Annotated in this window: 19 protein-coding genes; 7 read left to right on the top strand and 12 right to left on the bottom strand. The window is 39.5% G+C overall.

From position 1 onward, the window contains the following. Positions 1–69 precede the first annotated feature (69 nt). The 3 genes from BMW30_RS06375 to BMW30_RS06365 are packed head-to-tail and all read left to right on the top strand — an operon-like array spanning position 70 to position 2362. Positions 70–732, top strand: a complete 663-nt coding sequence (locus tag BMW30_RS06375; protein WP_091474993.1) for an amino acid ABC transporter permease — start codon at positions 70–72, stop codon at positions 730–732. Beyond that, on the top strand, positions 732–1511 hold the full coding sequence (gene ehuD / locus BMW30_RS06370; RefSeq protein WP_180366242.1) for an ectoine/hydroxyectoine ABC transporter permease subunit EhuD: 780 nt from the start codon (positions 732–734) through the stop codon (positions 1509–1511). The genes BMW30_RS06375 and ehuD overlap by 1 nt, the downstream gene beginning before the upstream one ends. Next, the gene (locus tag BMW30_RS06365; RefSeq protein ID WP_281242146.1) at positions 1511–2362 is read left to right on the top strand and encodes an amino acid ABC transporter ATP-binding protein; all 852 of its coding nucleotides are present in this window, start codon (positions 1511–1513) and stop codon (positions 2360–2362) included. The genes ehuD and BMW30_RS06365 overlap by 1 nt, the downstream gene beginning before the upstream one ends. Before the next feature lie 857 nt (positions 2363–3219). Here BMW30_RS06365 and clpB read toward each other — a convergent pair. After that, a complete protein-coding gene (gene clpB / locus BMW30_RS06355) occupies positions 3220–5811 on the bottom strand; it encodes an ATP-dependent chaperone ClpB (protein WP_091474989.1) in 2592 nt (863 codons plus the stop codon). A 158-nt stretch (positions 5812–5969) separates the two neighbouring features. On the opposite strand from clpB, the gene BMW30_RS06350 reads away from it, so the two are divergent. Then, the gene (locus BMW30_RS06350; RefSeq protein WP_091474987.1) at positions 5970–6791 is read left to right on the top strand and encodes an undecaprenyl-diphosphate phosphatase; all 822 of its coding nucleotides are present in this window, start codon (positions 5970–5972) and stop codon (positions 6789–6791) included. A gap of 50 nt (positions 6792–6841) precedes the next feature. On the opposite strand, the gene BMW30_RS06345 is transcribed toward BMW30_RS06350, so the two are convergent. After that, the gene (locus tag BMW30_RS06345; RefSeq protein WP_091474984.1) at positions 6842–7150 is read right to left on the bottom strand and encodes a metal-sulfur cluster assembly factor; all 309 of its coding nucleotides are present in this window, start codon (positions 7148–7150) and stop codon (positions 6842–6844) included. A 93-nt stretch (positions 7151–7243) separates the two neighbouring features. Between BMW30_RS06345 and BMW30_RS06340 the strand changes: the two genes are divergently transcribed. The 3 genes from BMW30_RS06340 to BMW30_RS06330 are packed head-to-tail and all read left to right on the top strand — an operon-like array spanning position 7244 to position 10307. Next, positions 7244–8056, top strand: a complete 813-nt coding sequence (locus tag BMW30_RS06340; RefSeq protein WP_091474983.1) for a Cof-type HAD-IIB family hydrolase — start codon at positions 7244–7246, stop codon at positions 8054–8056. Between the two features lie 12 nt (positions 8057–8068). Continuing rightward, entirely contained in the window at positions 8069–8905 is an 837-nt protein-coding gene (locus tag BMW30_RS06335) for a DegV family protein (protein ID WP_091474981.1), read from the top strand. Between the two features lie 19 nt (positions 8906–8924). After that, positions 8925–10307: a CoA-disulfide reductase gene (locus BMW30_RS06330; protein WP_180366241.1), complete on the top strand. Its 1383-nt coding sequence runs from the start codon at positions 8925–8927 to the stop codon at positions 10305–10307. Between the two features lie 250 nt (positions 10308–10557). Here BMW30_RS06330 and BMW30_RS06325 read toward each other — a convergent pair whose 3' ends face one another. The 10 genes from BMW30_RS06325 to BMW30_RS06280 form a co-directional block, all read right to left on the bottom strand. Beyond that, positions 10558–12006, bottom strand: a complete 1449-nt coding sequence (locus BMW30_RS06325) for an alpha-amylase family glycosyl hydrolase (protein ID WP_180366240.1) — start codon at positions 12004–12006, stop codon at positions 10558–10560. Positions 12007–12123: 117 nt separating this feature from the next. Beyond that, a complete protein-coding gene (locus BMW30_RS06320) occupies positions 12124–12525 on the bottom strand; it encodes a DUF1516 family protein (RefSeq protein WP_180366239.1) in 402 nt (133 codons plus the stop codon). Positions 12526–12549: 24 nt separating this feature from the next. After that, positions 12550–13452 (bottom strand): fumarylacetoacetate hydrolase family protein, encoded by a 903-nt coding sequence (locus tag BMW30_RS06315; RefSeq protein WP_091474974.1) that lies wholly within the window; start codon positions 13450–13452, stop codon positions 12550–12552. Between the two features lie 55 nt (positions 13453–13507). Next, positions 13508–14596 (bottom strand): DUF418 domain-containing protein, encoded by a 1089-nt coding sequence (locus BMW30_RS06310; RefSeq protein ID WP_091474972.1) that lies wholly within the window; start codon positions 14594–14596, stop codon positions 13508–13510. After that, a complete protein-coding gene (gene addA, locus BMW30_RS06305) occupies positions 14589–18143 on the bottom strand; it encodes a helicase-exonuclease AddAB subunit AddA (RefSeq protein ID WP_180366238.1) in 3555 nt (1184 codons plus the stop codon). Before addA ends, BMW30_RS06310 begins: the two co-directional genes overlap by 8 nt. After that, on the bottom strand, positions 18143–21646 hold the full coding sequence (locus BMW30_RS06300) for a PD-(D/E)XK nuclease family protein (RefSeq protein ID WP_180366237.1): 3504 nt from the start codon (positions 21644–21646) through the stop codon (positions 18143–18145). The genes addA and BMW30_RS06300 overlap by 1 nt, the downstream gene beginning before the upstream one ends. Positions 21647–21706: 60 nt before the next feature. Then, positions 21707–22240, bottom strand: coding sequence for a signal peptidase I (lepB, locus tag BMW30_RS06295; RefSeq protein WP_091474967.1), 534 nt, complete (start codon positions 22238–22240; stop codon positions 21707–21709). Between the two features lie 21 nt (positions 22241–22261). Further along, a complete protein-coding gene (gene lepB, locus BMW30_RS06290; protein ID WP_091474965.1) occupies positions 22262–22792 on the bottom strand; it encodes a signal peptidase I in 531 nt (176 codons plus the stop codon). Between the two features lie 7 nt (positions 22793–22799). Then, positions 22800–23399, bottom strand: coding sequence for a TVP38/TMEM64 family protein (locus BMW30_RS06285; protein WP_091474963.1), 600 nt, complete (start codon positions 23397–23399; stop codon positions 22800–22802). Positions 23400–23458: 59 nt separating this feature from the next. Continuing rightward, positions 23459–24781, bottom strand: a complete 1323-nt coding sequence (locus tag BMW30_RS06280; RefSeq protein WP_091474961.1) for a glucose-6-phosphate isomerase — start codon at positions 24779–24781, stop codon at positions 23459–23461. Between the last annotated feature and the right edge of the window lie 398 nt (positions 24782–25179).

Raw genomic sequence — 25179 nt, 5'->3', positions numbered from 1 at the left:
TTTATACTATAGCCCAGTCACTTCCTTTAGGATATACTGGGCTATTCATTTTTTGAAAGGAGAGAATTTATGTTTGAGTCTGTACCAGATATCATTCGGTACGTCATTCAAGGTTTTGGCGTAACGACTTCGATCTTTTTAGCAGCGGCAGCCTTTTCTTATGTGATGGCATTTGTTGCAGGGCTATGTCGTTTGTCTAATATTACTATTATCCGTGGTATCACGGCCGTTTATGTTGAATTCTTTAGAGGTACATCACTTATCGTTCAATTGTTCTGGCTCCAATACGCAATTCCGATGTTGCTCGGCATAAATATTGCATCTGCCTGGTGGATCGGTGTCATTGCCATCGGATTAAACTACGGTGCGTACCTTTCTGAAGTTGTAAGAACTTCAGTCATCTCAGTAGATAAAGGTCAAACTGAAGCGAGTATAGCTTTAAACATGACGCGATTCCAGCGCATGAGACTCGTTATATTACCCCAAGCACTCCGACTCATGTTACCTGAGTTTGGTAACTATTCTATACAAATACTAAAAGGTACTTCTCTCGTTTCACTCATCGGTGTCACAGATATTTTATACTTTGGTGACGTATACCGATCATCGAATCTGTCAGAAGGTGCAATGGTTTACTTTATCTTGTTAATTATTTACTTCATCATTGCATTACCTTTAATCTATCTCTCTAAAAAAGGTGAGAAGATTGCGAAGAAAGGAGCTGCAACTTAATGAGCAAAGACTTTTTGACATTGGGTGAAGTCGGTTGGTTAGAGAATTTCATCAATGAATACACGCCGATAGATTTGACATATTGGTCGAATGAAACATTTATGGAAGCATTGCCAATCGTTGCACAAGGTATACAAATTACCTTGTTACTTACAGTAACCACTTTCGCACTCTCGTTAGTTTTAGGGTTCTTTTGGTTATTACTTGAAAGCACGCCATTTCGATTTGTAAACTTGATATTCTATTGGATTAGAGAATTTATCCGTTCTACACCACCGTTAATTCAAATCTTTTTCGTGTATTACGGCTTGCCGATGTTGCAATTTGTTGATATTAGTTTCACACCATTTATGGCAGGTTTAATCGCACTCGGCGTACACTTCTCCACATATATTGCCGAAGTTTATCGTTCGGGAATTGAAAGTGTGCCAAAAGGACAGACTGAAGCATCGATAGCACTCAATATGACTAAGTTTGATAAGTGGACAAAAATTATCCTGCCACAAGCCATACCACCAACGATACCAATGCTAGGTAACTACTTGATTATCTTATTTAAAGAAGTACCGTTGGCAGCGACTATCGGTGTACTCGGTATTTTACAGCTTGCAAGAAACTTCGGTTCACAAAACTGGTCTTACTTAGAGCCACTAACTATTGCGGCGCTCTTATTCCTTGTTATGAGTTATCCAACTGCACTGCTTATCCGCTGGTTGGAAGACAAGATTAAACGGAATAATCCGTCACTGAAAAAAGCTAGAGAAAGGGTTGAAGTATAATGGCCACTAGAGAAGAAGAAATGACAACACAGGATCAAACAGACGAGGAAGTTGTAGAACAAGAAGTGGACTACAATGCTAATCCCATTGTCAGTTACAAAGATGTGCACAAATCCTTTGGTGATGTGCATGTGTTAAAAGGGATCAATTTAGATATTTATCCGTCAGAGAAAATTGCAATTATTGGACCATCGGGGTCTGGTAAGACGACGATTATCCGCATGTTGATGACGCTTGAAGAACCGTCTGAGGGTGACATTATCGTCGATGGAGAGAACTTGTGGAAGATGGAAAAAGGAAATGGTGAGATGGTGCGCGCTTCCGATAAACACCTACATGGCATTCGTGATGACATCGGCATGGTGTTCCAACACTTTAACTTGTTCCCACATAAAACGATTTTGAATAACTGCGTCATGCCATTGACAAGCGTGCGCAAGATGCCTAAAAATGAAGCGATCGAGCTCTCTAAAGAGATGCTCTCGCGCGTCGGGTTAGGTGACAAGCTTGATATGTATCCGTCTAGTTTATCTGGTGGGCAAAAGCAGCGTGTCGCAATGGCACGCGCGCTTGTGATGAAACCGAAGATCATGCTATTTGACGAGGTAACATCTGCACTGGACCCAGAACTAGTCGGTGAAGTACTTGAGGTTATCCGTGACTTAGCACGTACAGAAGAAATGGCGATGGTTATGGTAACACATGAGATGGACTTCGCCTTAGAAATTGCAGACCGCGTCCTATTTTTAGATGGCGGTAAAATTGCCGAGAGCGGTTCTGCCTCAGAAGTCATTGAACATTCAGAGAACCCGAGATTACAAGACTTCTTGAAACGATTCAGAGCGGATTAAGGAATTGGATTTTGTATGGTTGCCCCACACAACGCGTTTGTGTGGGGATTTTTGTATAGTTTTTGATTGAGATTGGGGGCCGTGCTTACTCACCCCGCTTTTTGATCTGAGTTATCATGAAATCCCAAATCGTGGTAACTCACGCCGCTTTTTCTACCTGAGTTACCACGAGACGACATTCCATGCTTACTCACCGCACTTTTTTGGTCTGAGTGAGCACGAGACGAGATTCCGTTCTTACTCACCGCGTTTTTTTGATCTGAGTGAGCACAAGACGAGATTCCATGCTTACTCATCGCACTTTTTTGATCTGAGTGAGCACGAGACGACATTCCGTGCTTACTCATCGCACTTTTTTGATCTGAGTGAGCACGAGACGACATTCCGTGCTTACTCACCTCATATTTTTTGTCTGAGTAAGCACGAGACTCTCAACCTCGCTACTTCAAAGCTAATTCTTGGCCTGAGTTAGTGATAAGTTCAAATAGTCGCTACTTCAAGCCTGATTTTTTATCTGAAGTAGCGATGAATATGTAAGCTGCCAATTCAAAGTATTTTTCACCCTTGAGTTGGCAGAGAATTTCAAAAGCTGCCAATTCAAAGTCCTTTTCAGCCCTGAATTGGCAGGAAATACAAAAAGCTGCCAATTCAACTCACTTTTTCGGCTTGAATTGGCGGGGAACAACAAGCTGCTACTTCACCACCATTTTTCAGTCTGAAGTAGCAGTAAAAACAAAAAGCCGCTACTTCACCCTTTTTTCATGCCTGAAGTAGCAGGCTACAAAAACACCCCTATAATAGAACGTCAAACGTTCAATTATAGGGGCCTCTCTATATTCTATTCAATTCACATCAATCTAAACAAACTCAAACTTCAACTCGCCATCGACATAATCGACGTCGACATGTAATCCTTCGGCCATGTCTTTTTCAATCAGTTTCTTCGCCAGTGGTGTTTCGATATAGCGCTGCACAAAGCGTTTCAACGGTCGGGCACCGAACTGTGGTTCATATGCTTCTTCTGCGATCCACGCTTTCACCGCATCGCTAATCGTCACATCCATATGCTGCGCGACGAGTCTCGCATTGAGTTCTTCGATTATTTTATCGACGATCATTGTCATATGTTCTTGAGATAAAGGACTGAACATAACGATGTCATCGATTCGGTTGATAATCTCTGGCTTGAAGTATCGATGCACTTCGTTCATGACCATCTCTTTTGTTTCTTCATCAATCGTACCCTCTTCTGATACGTTATCGAGTAATATTGGTGAACCGATGTTGGATGTCATGATGATAATCGTATTTCTAAAGTCGACCGTGCGACCTTTTGAATCTGTCAATCGCCCTTCGTCTAGCATTTGCAATAGTATATTAAATACATCGCCATGTGCTTTCTCCACCTCATCCATCAAGATGACTGAGTATGGTTGGCGACGTACCGCTTCTGTAAGCTGACCGCCCTCTTCGTGACCGACGTATCCTGGTGGCGCTCCGATCAATCGAGATACGGCATGTTTTTCCATGTATTCACTCATGTCGATTCGGATCATGTGCTTTTCACTATCAAACATCGTTGAAGCGAGTGCTTTCGCAAGCTCTGTTTTACCGACACCTGTCGGACCTAAGAATAGGAAGCTACCGATTGGTCGCTCTGGATCTTTAATTCCTGCACGTGCTCTAATAATTGCATTCGCGACTAAATCGACAGGCTCATCTTGACCGACAACACGCTCATGCAATATTTCATCGAGCTTCAACAACTTGTCTTTTTCTGTCTCAATCAGCTTAGAAACAGGAATACCTGTCCATTGCGACACGATATAGCCGATTTCATCTTCGGTTAAGACTTCACGAATTAAACGCGATTCGTTGCCGTCAGCATCTTGAATTTCAGACATCGCATCCTCGAGTTCTTTCTCCATCGCAGGAATTTTTCCGTGTCGCAACTCTGCTGCACGTTCAAGTTCATAATTGTTTTCAGCATCTTCAAGTTCTTGACGGGCTTTATCGAGTGATTCACGCTTTTCATTGATCAGTTGTATCTGTTCTCTCTCATGATCAAATTTTTGTTGAATCGTCGCTTGCTCTTCTTTGACATCCGCAAGTTCTTTTTGTAATTCTTCGAGTCGCATGCGCGAAACGGAATCGGACTCCCCTTTTAACGCAGCTTCTTCAATTTCCAATTGCATGACTCGGCGATTCAACTGGTCGAGCTGTGTCGGATTCGAACCCATCTCCGTACGGATCGTCGCACTCGCTTGGTCCATTAAATCAATCGCTTTGTCTGGTAAAAATCGATCAGTAATGTAGCGGTCTGAAAGTTCTGCTGCTGCCACGAGGGCACGGTCTGTAATCCGCACACCGTGGTGCACTTCGTAGCGCTCTTTCAATCCGCGTAAAATCGAAATCGTATCTTCAATATTCGGCTCAGGAACAACAACTTTTTGGAAACGTCGCTCCAAAGCTGAATCCTTCTCGATATATTCACGGTACTCATTTAATGTCGTCGCACCGATACAATGAAGCTCACCACGAGCAAGCATCGGTTTTAACATATTCCCTGCGTCCATCGCACCTTCTGTTTTCCCAGCACCGACGAGCATGTGAATTTCATCGATAAAAAGAATAATTCGACCATCGGAATCTTTAATTTCTTTTAATACGGCTTTCAATCGTTCTTCAAATTCACCACGGTATTTTGCACCAGCAACAAGTGCGGATAAATCGAGTTCAAAGATTGTCTTATCGAGCAGCGAATCTGGTACATCTTTACGTACGATGCGCTGTGCTAATCCTTCAACGATTGCAGTTTTACCCACACCGGGTTCACCGATCAATACCGGGTTGTTTTTTCGCTTACGGCTCAGTATGCGAATCGTGTTGCGTACTTCTTCATCTCGACCGATGACCGGGTCCAAATTACCTTGGCGCACTTCTTGAACGAGGTCACGACCATACTTTTCCAATACCTCATATTGAACTTCTGGATTTTGTGTCGTCACATGATTACCCCCTCTTATTTTTTTAATAATAGCTTCTATGACATGTACTTTTCCTTCTGTAAATTCCTTTAGTGTCGAATCGATTTCAATGGCAGCGAGCAATGCATGCTCTTGGGAGATATAATCATCACCCATCTCATCCATGATCTTTAAGGCACGGTCATAAATTTTAGAAAAATTCGATGACATATACTGACCGTACTGTACGTTGTCACCTTTTACGACGTTGTACTTACTCAGTTTTTCATCCAGTTCTTCATTCATTTTGTTTACATCGATATTGGCACGTTCTAAAATATCTCTAGACATACTATCACTCACATTGAGTAATGCGGATACTAGTGCTTCACCTTCAATGGATTGTAATTGCCGGTCTACTGAAATTTGCTGTGCCTGTTCTATGACGGATTGCATCGTGTAGGTCATTTTGTTAATATCCATACGTACACCTCATTCTTTTGAGTTTGTAGAGTTTGACCTTTTTTGACCATAACTTAATTATACGCTTTTTTCATATTTTTACAAGAGATTTACATATTATTATTCGCAATTTCAAATCAAATATTCTATAGTTAGTTAGACTATTTTTGGAGGCAATTATGACGACAACAGAATTTATTACTTATATATTTTTAGGCATCTTACAAGGGGTCACTGAACCTATACCCGTTTCTTCGAGTGGACACCTCGTTATCGCACGAGAACTTTTCGGCATTGAGGCGAGTGGTTTATCGTTTGAAATATTTTTAAATACCGCTTCACTCATCGCGATCATCTTCGTGTACCGCAAGGACATCATCGATATATTCATGAACGTGATGCGTTACATATTTAAAGGCGCACGAGACGATAAAGCGACAACAGACATGAGATATACGATTCTACTCATCATCGCAACAATACCTGTTGGCGTACTCGGCTTGTTATTAAAAGATGATATCGGGGATCATGTCTCAGTATTATTCGTCGGGCTAATGTTATTACTTACAGGTGTTGCATTATGGATCATCAAAAATCAGCGTGGAAAAAAACGCGATGGTCAGCTGAAGTTAAAAGATGCAATCATTGTCGGTCTTGCACAATGTATTGCACTTGTGCCCGGAATCTCACGCAGTGGTGCAACGTTAGTCGGTGCGATTGGTGTCGGATTAAATCAAAAAGACGCACTGAGATTCGTATTCTTACTCTATATCCCTGTATCACTCGGTACTGCACTTATTTCAATTGGGGATATTTTTTCAGATCCGAACATGTCGACGTATGGCCTCGGGTATTTAGCAAGCTTCATCGTATGTATATTTGCGACATACTTCGGTGTGAAGTTATTGCAAGGTATAATGCAAAGTGGAAACTTAGTAATCTTTAGTTACTACTGTTTCGCACTCGGAACGTTCTCAATTTTATATGGTGTATTTGCTTAAAACAAAAGGCCAACAGGAAAATTAATTCCTGCTGGCCTTTATCTGTATATTTAGCTGACACCCAATGCAATTTTAGCGTAACGACTCATCTTATCTTTGTCCCAAGGTGGGTTCCAAACGATATTTACTGTCGTATCTTTTACTTCTGGCAACTCAGCAAGTGCTTGCTCTACGCCTGAAACGATTTGAGGTCCCATCGGGCAACCCATAGAAGTTAAAGTCATTTCGACACCCGCGCGTCCTTCGTCATCTAAATGTACGCCATAAACCAATCCAAGATTGACGATATCTATACCTAATTCAGGGTCAATAACGTTCTCAAGTGCACCCATCATGCTCTCTTCCATAGCCTTATCCATCGTAACATCTCCTTACAATTCATGTATTTGATATTTAGTATAACAAAATTTAATGATATGATAAAACAAACATGTTTTTAAAGGAGTACGTAGATGGAGCCACATTTAATTTGCCTAGATTTAGATGGCACTTTACTCAATGATGATAAAGAAATTACACCACTCACTAAACAGGTGTTACTTCAATTAAAAGCACAAGGACACAAATTAATCATTTCCACTGGTCGTCCATATCGTGCGAGTGAAGATTATTATAGAGAATTAAGTATGGATACACCAATTGTTAATTTTAACGGTGCATTTGTACACCACCCTTCAGATCGATCATTTGATGTCGTACACGAAACACTCGATTTAGACGTCGTCCATAAAATATCTGAACGTGTGCCCGATTTAAAGATCCAAAATATACTTGCTGAAATCAAAGATAGAGTTTATGTGCATTATCACGATGAAGTCATCCTTGATATGTTTAAAACCGGTCGGCCAGAAATACGTGTTGGTGAGTTGAACGAGACGTTAGCAGAAGGTCCGACAAGTATATTAATTCAAGCAAAGGATGAACATATACCTTCCATTCGACAAAACTTGGATGATTTATTTGCCGATTTAATCGAACACCGTCGCTGGGGTGCACCATACCCTGTCATAGAGATTGTTAAGAAAGGTATCAATAAAGCTGTCGGTGTTGATTACGTACGCGGATATCTGGGAATTAAACAAGAGAATACAATCGCCTTTGGTGATGAGGACAATGATAATGAAATGATTGAATATGTTGCACACGGCGTTGCGATGGACAATGCAATCGACGATTTAAAAAGTATCGCGAATCATGTAACTAAATCGAATAACGAAGATGGTATTGCACATTTTCTTATCGATTTCTTTAATTTAAATATTTAAGGAGGCAATACAATGATTTTAGTAGCAGATAGTTGTTCAGATATAAAAAGTGAAGATTTGAAGAAGCGCAATATTGAAGTAGTAAGGTTATCGATCACAATTGATGATGTCGAGTACACGGATCAAATCGATATTACGAGTGAAGAAGTGTTACAGAAAATTACTGAGGGTCATCGTCCGCTAACATCTCAAGTCAATCCAGATGAATTTGAAAGCTTGTTCCGTGAACTGTTAGAACGAGATAACGAAATTTTATACATTGCGTTCTCGAGTGGTTTATCTGGTACGTACCAAAGCTCTGTTATCGCTCGCGACGTTGTGCTTGAAGACTTTCCAGATGCAAAAATCGAAATCCTTGATTCGTTGAGTGCAAGTTACGGGCTCGGTTATACTGTTGAACGCGCAAGTGATCTCGTAAACGCAGGTGAATCGTTTGATAACGTTGTAACTGAAACGAAAGAAATGCTCACAACAATCAGACATTTGTTCACAGTTTCTGATCTTGACTACTTGGCAAAAGGTGGTCGTTTATCGAAAGGATCTGCATTTTTAGGCGGACTTCTAAACATTCGCCCACTTCTCCATGTGGAAGAAGGTAAACTCGTACCAATTGAAAAACATCGTGGTGAGAAAAAAGTACTTAAAAGTATGATCAATAAGGTAAAAGATGAAGGCGCGAGTGGAAAGGCATATATTGCGCATGCAAATGCATTAGACACTGCTGAAAAATTAAAAGAATTGTTGCTCGCGGAAACGAAAATTGATGAAGTTAAAATCAAACTTATCGGACCAACGATTGCAAGTCATACAGGTAACGGAACAGTCGCATTATTTTACTATAAGCAATAATCGTTAGGATGTGATGAAATTGCAAAAGGTAGTAATTATAGGTGGTGTCGCAGGTGGCGCAACAACTGCAGCACAACTCAGACGCATTAATCCTGATATCGAGATTACAATATACGATAAACATCGCGACGTCAGTTTTGCAAACTGTGGATTGCCGTATTTGATCAGTGGTGAAGTGAAGTCTCGCGATCACTTGATTGCGTATACGAAAGAAAAGTTTGTACAGAAACATATTGATGTTCGGACATATCATGAGGTTATTGATGTGGACACGACAAATAACAAAGTGGTCGTTAAAAACTTAACGACGAATACTGTGATGGAAGACGTGTATGACTATCTTGTCGTATCACCAGGTGCCCACCCGAATCAATTGGCGGTATTTGAAGGTGCCAAAAATGTTCACAGCCTTCATAAACTTGAAGACTTAGATGACATCATGCACAACTTGATACTTGACGAAGTCGTTCATGTGCTCGTGGTCGGTACCGGGTTTGTCAGTTTAGAAGTACTAGAATCATTAGTTTTACGTGGATTAAAAGTTTCGCTCGTTCACAGGAGTACCCATATATATTCAGTCATTGAAAAAGATTATGCAGACGAATTACTCATTCATTTAAAGGAACGCGGTGTAGATGTTTATCTTGATGCAGAAGTAGAAAAAGCTGATGGAGATGTCGTCACTTTATCGAATGGGAATACACTAAATGTCGACATGATATTTACAGGTGTTGGTATATCGCCATCTACTGGATTTTTATCTGATACAAATATTGAATTGTCGGAGCGTGGACACATTCCAATAAATGAATGGTGCCAGACAAATGTTCAAAATGTCTTTGCACTCGGCGATGCGGTGGAATCACGCTACCTGCATGTTGATGAACGTGTAAACGTCGCCCTCGCTTGGCCGGCACACCGCATGGCATACTTGATCGCACAAATCATCGATGGTGGCGGAATGGTGAAGAGTGGTGATGGGCGGCTAGCGATTGCAGATGGTCGAGATGCAACACCTGTTAAAGGATTACTCGGTGCACAGATCATTCGCATGTTTGATTTCCATATCGGCAGTGTTGGTGTGAGCCATAAATTGATTAATAATTTGGATATGGATGTCGAAGTCATTGAACATAGCCAGCGCAATATGGCCGGATATATGCCGGAGAGTCGGAAAATTCATGTGAAAGTGTATTATGAGAAATCGACTGGGAAAATCTTGCGCGCCGTATCGATGGGCGAGGACAAAGTCGACAAGCTGATTGATACATTGGCCGCAGTGATGAAGTTTGGTGGCACAGTATATGATCTGAACGACTTAGAACCCGCATATGCCCCATCATTCTCTAGCCCGAAAAGTGTTGTAAATATGATTGGGTACAAAGCACTTGGTAAGCGATGAATAATATTTTGAGCAATGGACACCCTGATGGGTGTCTTTTTTTTGTGATTCATATTGTCTCATGCTGATCTCATGCTGACTTTAGATTGATTTGCGTTCCTATGAGCGTTGCTCACTGACACGCAGATTGATTTTCGTTCCAATGAAACTTTATTGCTCATAAGCTCAAGTGTGCTCACCGACAAAACCCCAACAAAAAATTCCGGCACACCCTCCAAAAAAGCGGACACACCGGAATCCAAACGCTCTATTATTTAACTTTTTTCTCATTAGACTTGCCGCGCTTTGCAACGATATATAAGAATACGACAAATCCACCGAAGATTAATACTGACGCCAGTAAATACCAGTTATTCAGTCCGACATTATCAATGATGGCAAACAGCTCGCTCGTCTCTCTGTCCAACACAGTAATGTATTCTCCATCGTTATTACTTCTAGCAATTTCTCCAGTGAGAACGCCGCTCAACATCATATCTTCGCCAATTTCTTCTTCGTTCATGCTGAACCCGCGTGTCTCGCTTGTATCATTAATTCTATAGATAAAGTCCGCTTCGTCTGATGGCGTATTATATTTGACCACATAGTGTCCTGCTTCATTTAGCAGTGTTTCAGTCTCACCTTTAAACATCTTAGGGAAGCGTTCGAACACTTCAGCACGTTCACTCACATAATCATAAACTTCTTGGTCTGACCAAAATGTCATCTGTGGGTGTATCGTTTCTAACGTATTCCCGTTGTAAGCAACTTCTGTTCCATAATAATAACCAATTGGTCCCGGATAACCGAGCAAGTATGTCGACAGCTGCATGACACGTGTGCCTGGAAATGCACGTAATTCGACCGGCTCATATGTAAATCGATTGCTAAACCAATGGTCCGCCATTAAGAGTGGTGAATGATCACTTGGATATTCCATCACTTCATGATCAAAGTATGCGAATGAGTGTGCAACTGCTGCTCTTGTTTCTTCTAACATTATATGGTCAAATCCACTGATCTCTAGTTCTTCTACAGTCGTAATACCATACGTATCGACTTCTTCTAATCCAGATAAAAATTCACTGCCATCCACACCGTCTTGTGTCAAGAAGAAGCTCAAACCATCTACGTCATGCGTATTGACAAAATCTTCCACGATTTCACTAATTGCTGCAACTGTTGCTTCGTCTGTCATATCCAGTGCTTCCACGCCATATGTGTCGAAATATTCTGCTTGTAACTCACTGAGTTCTGGCGCATCGACCACAGCGAAATCAGTATCACCATCATACGTTTCACTGATCGTCAGTGGAAAATCAACGACAACTTTCATGTCACGATCATGTGCTTCTTCTATCAGTGTGTCTAAATCTTCACTACCACCGAATGCATCGGCGACTGAAAAGTCTGTGACAGCATAGCCAAGATAGTCATCGGTATGATGACTAAACACAGGCGAAATATGTATCGTATTCATACCCATTTCTTCGATATTATCAAGAAAATTCACAATGCCGAGAAAGTCACCACCAAATGGATATGCTGGATCTCCAGCTTGGACACCTTCATTATTTGAATCTGAAAAACTATAATAACGGTCAATGACCATTGAATACATTCGATCTGGCATTTCCTCTTCTGTTTCTGCAAACGTCGTCACATTTATAGACGTAATTGTAAGAATTGCCATTAACAACGCAATGCTAAACTTTTTCATTATCATTACCTCTTCATCTTGTTACAGATAATTATACAATAAATTCTCATTAAAACACGGGAGTTCATTAAATGTTCATAAAAAAAGACGAGCTGATCGCTCGCCTTTCAAAGGTTATTAAAAGAAGTTCAGCGTACCCATGTCTAAATAACTACCGAGTACGATTGTTGCTAGGAGTATGACGATAAAAATAATCATCATAATATTAACAATTTTGCGTTGTTTTTTCGCACTGACTAAGCTCATCTCAACAAATCCAATTGTCAGTATACCGAGCAATGCTTTTATACCGTATTCCATATGGCCATTGTCTAATGAAGAAATGTAATCCATCGCAGACACATATATACCAATACCTGAGAATAACATGATTACTAAAAATACTCGCAATATCATATGGATCGTCGTTGATGTTTTGTTCGCACCTTTTTGACTGCGATATAAATACATAACAATTGCGTAAAGAATGATAACGATTGCTGTAGAAGCTAAATGTGTATGCAGTAAACCTGTCGTCACTTTAAAAATCCTCTCCTATTTAATTTACTTACTTATATGAGTCGTTAGCGTTCCAATGCCATTGATTGAAATTCTAACGGTATCTCCTGGTTGTAAAAATTGTGGTGGGTTCATGCCCGCACCGACACCACCTGGCGTTCCTGTTGCAATGACATCGCCAGGTTCAAGGGTGATGTATTTTGAAATTTCAGCAATCATTTTATCGATTTTAAGGACCATTTCACTCGTTGAACCGTCCTGTCTGATATCATTGTTCACTTTCGTAACAATCGTCGTATTTTCTGGCTGTGGCAATTCATCTTTTGTTACGATATATGGTCCCATCGGGCAACCACCTTCAAGTGATTTCGATAAAAATGCGTCGACATGCTCTTTTTGTAAATCGCGCGCAGTAATATCATTGATGATTGTGTACCCATAAATATAATCAAGTGCCATCGATTCATGAATTTTCTTACCACGCTTACCGATGACAACGCCGAGTTCTCCTTCATAGTCCAAGCTATTCGTAATATCTTGGTGATTCGGAATCGTTGCATTATCACCGACTAAACTCGTCGCTGCTTTCGTAAATACATATAATTCATCAACATTATTCGATAACTCTTCAGCATGTGATTTATAATTACGACCGAAGGCGATGACATTATTCGGCGGTGAAACAGGTGCTAAAAATGTAATATCATTGAAATTCACTTTAAATTCTTCAGCATTTTCACTGCGCTCTGCCTCATCTACAAGCTTGCGTACAATCTCTTGAAAATCTAACGTATTATACTTAGAGATACCTTCGATTAATGATTTTGGATAGTCTGGATCATCACTAAATGATTCAAATAACTTAGGCAATACCCAAGCCTTATCTTCACGTTTTACTTTAACACCATAATATGTCTTTTCATCGTGCATGAATGTTAAAAATTTCATATCATCCCTCTTTTCGCTTTAATACATTATAACAAAAACATCATACAATTGACCTTTAATAATCTTTAAAAATATATTTTTCTAACATTGTGATTTTATATCGCTCTGCGATATTCGCAAGAACAAGCAATACAACAAAAATGATCAACGTCGTTATGATTGATTGTAAGAGCGACACTTCACCATACATAGAAAAACCTACGCCATAGTAAATAAAGAAGTTTGCAATATGTGACAGCAAGTACGCAGATAAAACATATTTTCCGAGTGTTTCAAACGGATAAGTCATTCGCTCCGGCAACACTTTAACGATAAACGCGATTAACAGAAAATAACTGATGGCAAGCAATGGTCCGGCAATATTATCAGAAATAAGATTTCCACTATAAGAACCAAGTGCAAACATTTGAATCAACTTGAGTGCAATGCTGGAGCTAACCAATGTTGCAAACAATATGAAAGACATCATTGTATGTTCTTCAATGACCTCATCAATTCTCAATTTATGTGCAAACATACCCACGAGTATCCACGGCAACACTGTGAACAATGACGCATACATTGCCGAGAAGAAATTGTCTGTGAGTAGTGATGTATTCAATGCTAGAATCGCGAAATAGTCTGTGGATGAAAAAACACGTGTGTATTCAGTGATTTCTTGTATCGCTGAGTAGATCACATCGTAGTTTGAAACGACTGTCGATAAATAGCTTGGCAAAATGCTCGACATGATATACAAAATATAAATGATCGTACTCGATACGAGCAGTAGCATCCAATGACTCCGTATGAAAAACACGGCGATAAGTGCAGCAAATAAAATATATGGAAACTGTTCAAATCCGAATATGAAAATCGCAATTAACATTGAACCGATCAAGAGTACTCCGCCCGTCTTGAACAGTCGAAATGGTTTTGATCCACCGACATAACTCATTGCGTAGCCAATAATGATCGCAACAAGTGTAACAGTCGTTCCCCCAATAAATATACTTAACACTTGGTATAATGAGCGCTCGCTCGATTGAAAGTATTCATATGGGTTGATGACACTGTAAGGCATCATATAATGTAAACCATTTAATAAAAGTAACAATAAAAGCGCGAAGGCAAGTGACAGTTTTATAAATCGTTTGTTAAACATCGACTTTTATCGCGCCACCTTTCCAATTAAAGTAATATAAGTATGCGTGAATCGGCTTTTTATCGCCGACTAATTTTTCCAAAGACCGCTTATAGAGCTGAATTTGTTTGTAATAACGTAATATCAGCATGTCCTCATTTATTTTATCATCAATATAGTCTGTCTTGTAATCAATGATTGTACATGCGTCATCTGTTTCAATAATTAAATCAATGATTCCCTGTACCATCTGTTCGGGCACTACTTCCTCACCGATTGCACGCTGATTCATGATGAACGGGCGTTCTGTATATATCGCCAGTCGATGATCTAGCAGTGAGAGAATCGATGCATCCGTCATAAATTTCAGTGCATTATTGATAAACTGAAATTTTTGAGATGAATTAATGCGTTCTGATAATCCATGATCATCGAACAGCTTTGATAATGTTGACTTTTTATCGTCTGAACTTGATATATCATCCGCATATTTGATAACGAGCATCATCCATTCATGCATCCACGTACCAAGCGTTGTTGCCTGTGCTTTCTCTTCAACAAATACAGGTGTTGGCAGTTGTGATGTGCGATTGAACTGACGTGGTGCCGCTTCATCTGGTAGGACTTCATGACGTCTTTTAATCTCAGTGACTGATTCTTTAAAGACTTTCTTATCTAATCCATCCGGACTCACATACTCATACATTATACGGTCTTTAAGTGCATCATCTTGCGAAATATGTGGCAATGTATCAACAATGTCATCTAAAATTTCTTTCGACGATAAACGCACTTCCTCTTCATCATCGTTTTTAAGATTCTCTATATCAATTTGAGGTTCTATTACGATGCCATCTCGCACTTCATTGCGTCCATCTTTACTTCTTAAATATTTCCCTATTGGTGTTAAATAATCTTTGAAACTCTGTAAGTTCAAACGAATGTTTCTCTCAATAACCAATTGATTAGGATCGACACTGTATTTAAGCGAATGATCTTTTTTATGGTTGAGCGGTAGAATTAAACGCTCTTCTGCACGTGTAAACGCCACATACATCAGTCTGATTTCTTCGCTGTATAACTCTTCTTTCATCGTATCTGCTAGCAACACTGAGTGCATATTGCGGAGCATCGTGTTATCTTCTGCATCAAATGTTTTCACCGCAAGTCCATATGTGTTGTGCAAGTGTATACTCGGCTCACTGCGCTGCGGATTGACGATATCTTTTTCTATGTGATAGTAAATGACATTTTTAAACTCGAGCCCTTTTGACTTGTGGATCGTCATGATGCGGACAACATCATCAGATTCGGTGAGTATTGACGTCTCACCCATGTCTTTATCTTCGTCTAGCAGCTCATTGATATAACTTAAAAACTCAAATAATGTGATGTGACGTCTCGCTTCAAACAGTCGTGCCTGATGCTGGAATTGATGCAAGTTCGCTTTTCTTACTTCTCCATTGTACATCGCACTGAAAAACTCAGTGAGTCGGATTTCACGATAGACTAACTCAATTAATTCATGCACACTTAAATATTGTGATTCTGTACGGAAATATTCAACACGTGAAATAAACTGCTCAATTCGATTCGCAAGTGCATCATCGAAATTATTTTTATATTCGGATAGTGCTTCATACAAATACATATGCTCGCTACTAGCTCTGATCTTTGAAATTTCATTTACATCAAAATCAAAGTACGGCAAGCGCATTACACCGACAAGATGATCATCCTGCAACGGGTTATCAATGACGTGCAGTATGCTTTTTATCGTACGAATTTCAGTGCTTTCAAAATAGCCTTTATCTGATTCAATATGCGACGGTATGTCGTACTTTCTCAAGAGCTGTTGAAGTTCTATATGATGTGTTTTTGCTCGGGTTAACAAGACGATATCTTTATATTTTTCGCCACTTTCTTTCAGCATTTTAATACGCTCGACGACGTAATGTTCTTTAAAATTCGGAATTTCATCTGTTTGCGTATAGTTTTCTATAAACGCATGATCCTCAGAGTTACTGTCGCTATTTTTACTGTAAATAAGCGCTTGCGTCTCGTCATATGTTACATCCCCAACCGACTCATCCATAATGCGTTCAAACACACGATTCGTTAAGTTAATGACGCCGTATGATGATCGGAAATTGTTATTCAAAGTAATCAATGTGCCGTCATCTGTCGATTGATAGCGTTTAAATTTATCGATAAAAATCGTTGGGTCTGCCTGTCTAAATTTATAGATGGATTGCTTTACATCACCGACCATAAACAGGTAGTTATTATTAGACGGTGACTTCATGCGTGCAATAATCGCTTCTTGTGCTGGGTTCGTATCCTGATACTCATCGATCATGATTTCTTTGAATTTATTCTGATACATTTCTCTCACGTCATTGTGAGTAAGTATCTCTAAAGCAAGATGCTCGTAATCATTGAAATCTATGACACCCATGCGACGCTTTTGTTTAATGAATTCATCTTTAACTGTAATCACAAGATCAATGAATGCATTGCGCATCGGATTCATGTGTCTTAGGTCATCACGATAATCATTTCTCGATTGAATGAATGATGATGTGAATGTACTGAGAAGCTTAGTATATAAATTCGCAGTACTGATAATGATCGATTTTGAAGGATTCATCATGTCGATATAGTTTTCAAAATTACTTAGGTCTGCCGCGCTAAACTCTGTAAGTCTTTTCGTCTTTAAATTTTCATCTTGAAGTTCTGCTTTTATTAAGGTGAGTTCATCATTCATCTTACCGATTTTTTTCTTTACATTATTGAATATCCGATGTTTTTCATGTTGTTCGTAATCTTCAGCAACCGACGGATGGTCAAAATGTTCATTTATACGTTGTAAGCTTGATGCCATTGCACTGACGATATCGTCAAGATGTTTGTAATAGCGTGTGTTTAAATCATCTAAAAAAGTATCATCGATGTATTCATCTTTCATGTTGTTTAAAAATGCATCGACATCCGAGTTTGCAATTGCATTGCGGTATGCCGATTTGACAATTTCCATCAATGAATTGATATCATTATTGCCCAAGAAGACACGTGTGAGTGACGTAAATGCTGCGTCATCAGACTTCAATTTACGTTCAATCGTTGTTTTTATCACTTGTTCGAGCAGTAATTCGCCTTCTATCGTATCGACGGTGCGAACATTTGGTGTCAATCCGATCAGTTGATAATGATTTTGAATTAAATACAAACAGAAACTGTGCAATGTTGAGATATGTGCTTTGTTCATCTTCAGCAACTGTTCATTTAAATAATTAAGAGTCACCACATCTTCACTGCTTGCGAGACGCTCGCGCAAGGCACGTTCGATTTTATCCTTCATGTCACGTGCGCTCGCATTCGTAAATGTCGCAACGAGCAGCTCATCAATTTCGATTCCATCATCACCGTTCATTTTTGCAAGAATATTTTGGATGATGCGCTCGACGAGTACAGCTGTTTTACCGGATCCTGCTGCAGCTGCAACGAGTATATCTGTATTTTTTGTATATATTGCAGATTGTTGATTTTCAGTAAACTTAATACTCATCATGCATCTCCTTTCATATCCTCTTCAAACTGAGCCACCGTATGTTTGTCCACATCGTAAGGACGTCTTAAATGCTGATCCATTACAGGATCTATGCGACATGCGTTTTGGAAATCACACATTGAACACGGTAACTGACCACTCGTTGTTCTTGGTTCAAGCGGATTGATCTTTGTGTGCCCTTTATAAATATTATCCGTAACATTTTTGTAATTATTTATGACTTCATCCATATACCGCTTCAGCACATCGGTAGAAACGAATTTAGATTTGAATTCACTTCCGTGAATCGTCGAGTCATCTTTCGTTAAACGAAATGGCATAAACTCAGGCAGTCGGGCATTTGGTTTCACCATGTTAGCAAGACTATCGTTGTCTTCAAGCAATTGTGAGTTCGCGACGAACATCCCATCCGGTCTTAACTCTTTAAATACAAGTTGCTCTGCCCCTTCATCCATCAGATTGAAACTATCGCTGAGACGCGGTTTTTTCACCGGATAATACAAGAGACTATTTGGTATCAATGTTGCATCTGCCTTATAGTGATTCAATACATAGTACATATACGTGAGGAGCTGCATCTCGACACCGATGAGTACGTCTTGTTTATTTACACCACGTCCACTCGATTTATAGTCAATGATGTTGACATATGCGAGCGTATCGTCCGTAAACATTTCAACACGGTCAATTTTACCGCGCAAGTTAATTTCATGATCATCTTTAGACGTGAGCTTTAAGGCAGGAAATCTTGTATCACCCATACCAAATGAGAGCTCGACCTCTGCCGTTTCATAACCACTGAGCGGTTCCATCGCTTTTAAAAATCGTGCGACATTGAAAATGCGCTCTGATGTATGCTTTTTTATCATTTGATTGATGACGCTGCGATCAAAAATATCGAAAGAGATACGCTTTGCGGCACGGTCAACGATGTCTGTAATCACACCTTCGAGATGTTCATCTTCTATGTTTGATAACATGCGGTCATGTTCTTCATATAACATCTCGAGTGAATCATGAATGAGCACGCCGGTATCGAGTGATTCAATCGCATAGGGTTGTCTCACTTTAAGCTTTAATCCGTAGTTGGAAAAGTGTTGGAACTGGCAGCGATTAAACGATTCAAACCGGGACACACTTGCATGCATCGGTTTTTTATAGAGTGCTTCAGCCACATCTATATCCAATTGCTGTGAGATATTTTTGTATGTTAAATAACTCATGATTTCATTGAATGTATGAGATCCTGCAATTTGTATGTCATCGTCTTGCAGCAATCTTAAAATTCTTAGCCACTGCGAGTTAATTTGGACAATGCCTGTATCTGCTTGGAGCTCTGAAAATTTCTTATTTATTGTTTTTAATTCTCCCACTAATCGCTCAAGCTTTCCGTACACTTCTGGTATCACAGTCTCAATCGATGATAGTAAGCGACTCGGTTGTAAATTGTATTCAGAGACGCGGTGGAAATTATAATTCAATACATTTGTGTTTTTATTTGGCATTAACTGTGAGACGAATGGGCTGACTTTCGTCAACTCACCATTGCTGTTATAATCCGACCAGCTGATGAATAATCCGTGAGTCGCTCTTGTTACTGCATGGTAGAATACGAATCGTTCATCATTCGATAGCTCCGTCGATGTTGGCGAAAACTGTATATTATGTGCTCTAAAATCTTCTTTCTCTCTATCGGATAAAACATTTGTGTCTCGTGAATCCGTCGGTATATTTTCTTGTGTCATCCCGACGAGAAAGACATACTTCTTATTTTCAACTTTTGCTAGATCCATGTTACCGACTGTCACTTGGTCAATTGTTGCAGGCAACAAGTTAAACTGTGAATTTATTATCGCTTCGGTGAATGCCTCAATCAATACGTCTACATCGAGCACTTCATCTTTAAATAAACGCACGAAATCATCAAGCAATTTTACCAATAAACGATATGCTTGAACTGTCTCACTGTGACGCAGTGGGTCTTCTTCAACCAAGTCATCCAGCGTTTCATTTAACTGCTCATGGATGCCTTCTGTTTCTAAAAAGTTATAAATAGCCTCTGCAAAATCAACAGCATTCATCTCGTCATCAAACAACTCGTACAGGTTGTCCAATAGTTCAATGACATTATTTTTTAACTCAATGCATGCAGCCATCTCTGCATCTTCAAATGAATATATTTCATCCCCATCTTCATTTATCGTTCGCGTACCACCGAAGTATCGATCATCACGCAACGCTTGCCCTGTTAAGCCACGCTCTAAGATTAAATTTTCCAACGTGTAGATGAGTGGTAGGTCTTTTTTATCGGTTAAAAACCCGAGCTTTAACAGATTAATAAATGACTTTTGATTGAATTCATTTTGGTAACAATCAAGCAATGCCAAAATGAACTTTATAAATGGATGGCGATACATCGGAACTTTCACATCGAACTGATAGTTAATGTTAAAGCGTTCAAAACTTGCACGTAACGCGGGTAACATTTCAGCATCCCGATAAAGTACGGCAATCTCTGAGTAATTGGCATCATGTGTATATGTTAAATGCTCAATTTGTCTCGCAACTTCAGTCATCTCTTGATTCACATTTTGTGCGTGAATAAACGATAAACCTTCGTAATTTGTGAGCGGTTTATCTTCGAGCAAGCGTGCTTCAAGCTGAACTAACCCTGCAGTCTTTGCACGGTGCGTCTCTTCTGCAATGACGGTTACTTTTATGTTTCCGGTTAATTCACGAATGCGTTCGATGACGAAGTTAGTTTTTCTAAATAGCTCAGGTTGTTGTGACACGTCTAGATGTAAAAGCAAAATCGTCACTTTCTTTACATGTTTCGACAGCTCAACAATCAACTGGATTTCACTTTCCGTAAAGTTGTGGAAACCGTCGATGTAAATTGTCGCATCTTGAATTGTGTTCAATACTTGTCCGCTCTGTAATATTTCGATCAACTGCTGATTCATATTAAAGTTTTCAATATTCAGCGCTTCTGTTCTTTTTTGAAATGCTTCATAAATCAAGATGACGTCGTGCATTTTATCTTGTGTGGATTGATGTGAATAATCTACTTCTTTAAGCATGTCCGCACTTACGTTATACCGGATTAGCTCTTTAATCATGTCGAGCACCTTCGAACTAAAATCTAGTTCATTTGCCGTATCTTTAAAGTATTGTAGACGTCCCGCCTCATTCAGCTCATTCATAATTTGGAACAGTAATAATATTTGCGAATGATCAGAAACACTGTCTTTTCTCTCAAAAACCATTTCGTTCATCACATGCCAAATAAAACGGTTGAAACTAAACACGCCAGTCCGCATACTACCGCCTAGTTCATGTTGTGTCAGTTCCGTTTCATATCGCAAAGTGTTTTGTGTTGGCGTAATGATATATATGTATGGACCGAGTGGTGACTCTTTATTCTCTTCAAAAATTTCATTAAACATTCGCTGTGATTTACCGACACCACTACGACCTGTCCAAAATTCAATTGTTCCCATCATGTCACCTCAATATTGTAAAAAAGCATTCCACAGATAATATGCGTGGAATGCTTATGTTTAGTTAAAATTGACTGTCATTTGATTCAATGGCCAAAATCTAAGTTGAACTTCACCGATAATACTTTCTCTTTCAATTAAACCGAAATCACGACTGTCTCGGCTGAGCGGTCGGTTATCGCCCAGTACTAAATACTCATCTTCTGGGATTTCTTCACCATCTACACCTAAATCTTCAAGCGTGAAATCATCCATATATGAGTCATTTGTATAGTAAACGTATGTTTCATTAATTGGCTCGCCATTCACATAGACGAGCTTATCTTCCATCATGACAGTATCTCCAGGAATTCCAATAATTCGTTTTACATAAGGTGGCCCCTCTTCTGAACGGAAGACGATTAAATCGCCATTTTCATAGTCGGTAAATCGATCTTGTATTTTATTGACGATCACACGATCACCATCTTTAAATGTTGGATCCATGCTATGACCATCGACTTTAAATGAATCAAATAAAAATGTTCTGACTACAATCACGATTACTGCTGCAATGAGTATTGTAATCCCCCATTCGATTAACTCTTTCTTCACACGAGACACCTCAAAATTTCTTTATTTAAAATTGTATGTAAATGTACTAAGCGGCCAAATTCTGAGCACGACTTCACCGATAATTGCTTCTCTATCTACCAAACCATAATGTCTACTATCACGACTATTCGTACGATTATCACCGATCATAATATACTTATCTTCCGGAATTTCTTCACCATTAAGATCAGACACTAAGTATTCATGGGTCCGCAAACCAAATGGATGATCAATATATGGTTCAACGTACACTTCGTCATTTATGATGAGTTCATTATCTTCAACACGTACCGTATCTCCAGGCGTACCGATCACACGCTTGATATGTAGATCTTCGCTGTTTGCATGAAATACGACGACATCACCTGTGTCATATTCATCTTTAAAAAAGTTCATAAACTTATTCACAATGACGCGGTCACCATCTTGAAACGTCTCATTCATACTCGAGCCGTCCACTCTAAACGTATCAAAAACAAAAGTTTTGATAACAAAAACAAGCACAACCGCGAGTCCTATTGAAATTGTCCATTCTATGATTGTCTTTTTCATACTGTTCCTATCCTTGTATCTTTTTTCTTACATATTGCTGATACCACTTCGAGATAAAGTACAGCGCTACAAGCAATAATGCTGATAATATCAATCGCGATGGTGAACTGAAAAATCCAGCAACATCATAGCCGACAGCTGCCATGGATAATATCATAAATAACTTAGCACCGAGCAAGATATATAAATAAGCCACGCGCTTTATATCCGCAATGGCAGCGAGCACGTTCATCAGCGACGTCGGTGTAAATGGCAATGCCAACATTATAAACAAGAAAACAAAACTATTTCTGTTTAAGAAATCCAACCACTTGCGCAGTTGACGACGTTTTCTAATGTATTGTTGCGCACGACGTCTGAATAGCTTTCGTATAACCGTGAAAAGCAAATAACTTCCGGTAACTGTCGCTGAGTAACTGATTAAAAATCCGAGGATAAAACCGAATGAGTTGATATTCAATACGACAATAACAAAAAGAGGTAGGATCGGAATAAATGATTCCAATAAAACTAAAAAGAATCCTGAAAATACACCAAATGCTTCAAATGTTTGAAACAATTCAGTCATTCCTTCTTCTGTCATCAAATGTCGTAAATAATCAAGCATCTCATTCACCTTTTTTTCCCATTAAACTAAAAAACAATGCATTACGATTATATAACACTTTAAGAGAGTCTGTCATTTAATTCATCATGAAGCGCTTCAAATCCAGGCTTGTTTAAAAGTGCAAACATGTTCGTTTTGTATGCCTCAACACCAGGCTGGTCAAATGGATTTACACCGAGTAAGTATCCGCTGATTGCACAAGCTTTCATGAAGAAGTACGTGAGATATCCATACGTGTATGCATCCAGTTTTGGTATTTTAATAATAAGGTTTGGTACACCACCATCGACATGCGCGAGCACCGTGCCTTCCAAAGCACGTTGATTAACTTCGGAAATAGTCATGCCTGTGAGGTAATTCAGTTTATCCAAATTATCTTCATCCGCTTCGATCGTGATGTCACTGAGCGGTTCGTCTACTTGAATAACTGTTTCAAATAGCGAGCGTCTACCTTCTTGAATATACTGACCGAGAGAGTGCAAGTCAGTTGTGAAGTTGGCACTGTGCGGCATAATGCCTTTATAATCTTTACCTTCACTTTCACCGAAGAGTTGTTTCCACCATTCGCTTAAATACTGTAAGCGCGGCTCATAGTTGACAAGCATTTCAGTCTGATAGCCCTTGTTGTATAAAATATTACGAATAATCGCGTACACATACGCATGGTTATCTTTTAATGTTGTTTCTTGTGTATCTATTGCTGCTGCCGCGGCGCCATCTAGCATCTCATCAATGTCGATGCCCGCCGCTAAAATCGGTAAGAGACCGACGGCAGTTAGTACAGAATAGCGTCCGCCGATGTCATCCGGCACAACAAACATCTCGTACCCTTTCTTTGATGCGAGCTCATTTAAGGCACCTTTTTCTTTATCGGTTGTTACATAGATACGTGAGTCTGCATCATCATGCGTTTCCTCTAATAGCTTTTTGAAGAGACGGAACGCAATCGCAGGCTCAGTCGTCGTTCCAGATTTCGAAATGACGTTGATTGAGAACTTCTTGTCCTTTACGTATTCCATCAGTTCATTTAAATAATGACTTGATAGTTGGTGACCGGCAAATATCACTTCGGTATTTTGCTTTTTAAACGTTGGTGACAGCATTTCTATTGCTGATTTTGCACCGAGGTAAGAACCGCCGATACCGATGACGACTAGAACTTCAGAATCACTGTGAATTTTATCGACTGCATTTTTAATTCTGTTGAGCTCATCTTTGTCATGATTAGAAGGTTGATCTACCCATCCTAAAAATTCATGGCCAGGACCCGACTTATCTTGAATCATCGTTTCAGTCGTGCGCACGAATGGCTCAAGATTTTCAATTTCTTCAATATTTAAGTAATCACGTACATTTGTAATATCCAATCTAATATGACTCATAAAATCCCTCCACTACTATCTATATTCTATTTTAAGAATGTTTTGTCGTTTAATCAATGGATATATTGTGATAAGTGCTTGGGGTTGAGGTGGTTGGGGTTCCACGGGTAGCTGAAATCGGTAGCTGTGGAACAATTTTAGTTGTGAAGTGTTCCTCATAGGAAAAAATCAAGGGTTGTGGAACACTTTTGTCGGTTACTGTTCCTCACGAGATAAAGATCAGTAACACAGGATTATTTTTTCCATCTGCGTGTCAGTGAGCGACTCTCATTGGAACGTAAAGTGTATTCAGCTCATATTTTCCCGGACTGACGCACAGTTCGAAGTCCAAAGTGTGCGGCAACTCTGAAAAATCCGAGCTGACGCACAGTTCAAAGACCCAAGTGTGCGGCAACTCC

It is taken from the genome of Aliicoccus persicus (assembly GCF_900110815.1).
In the GTDB taxonomy this organism is placed as follows: Bacteria; Bacillota; Bacilli; order Staphylococcales; family Salinicoccaceae; genus Aliicoccus; species Aliicoccus persicus.
This window is presented reverse-complemented; position numbering and strand designations above follow the sequence as displayed.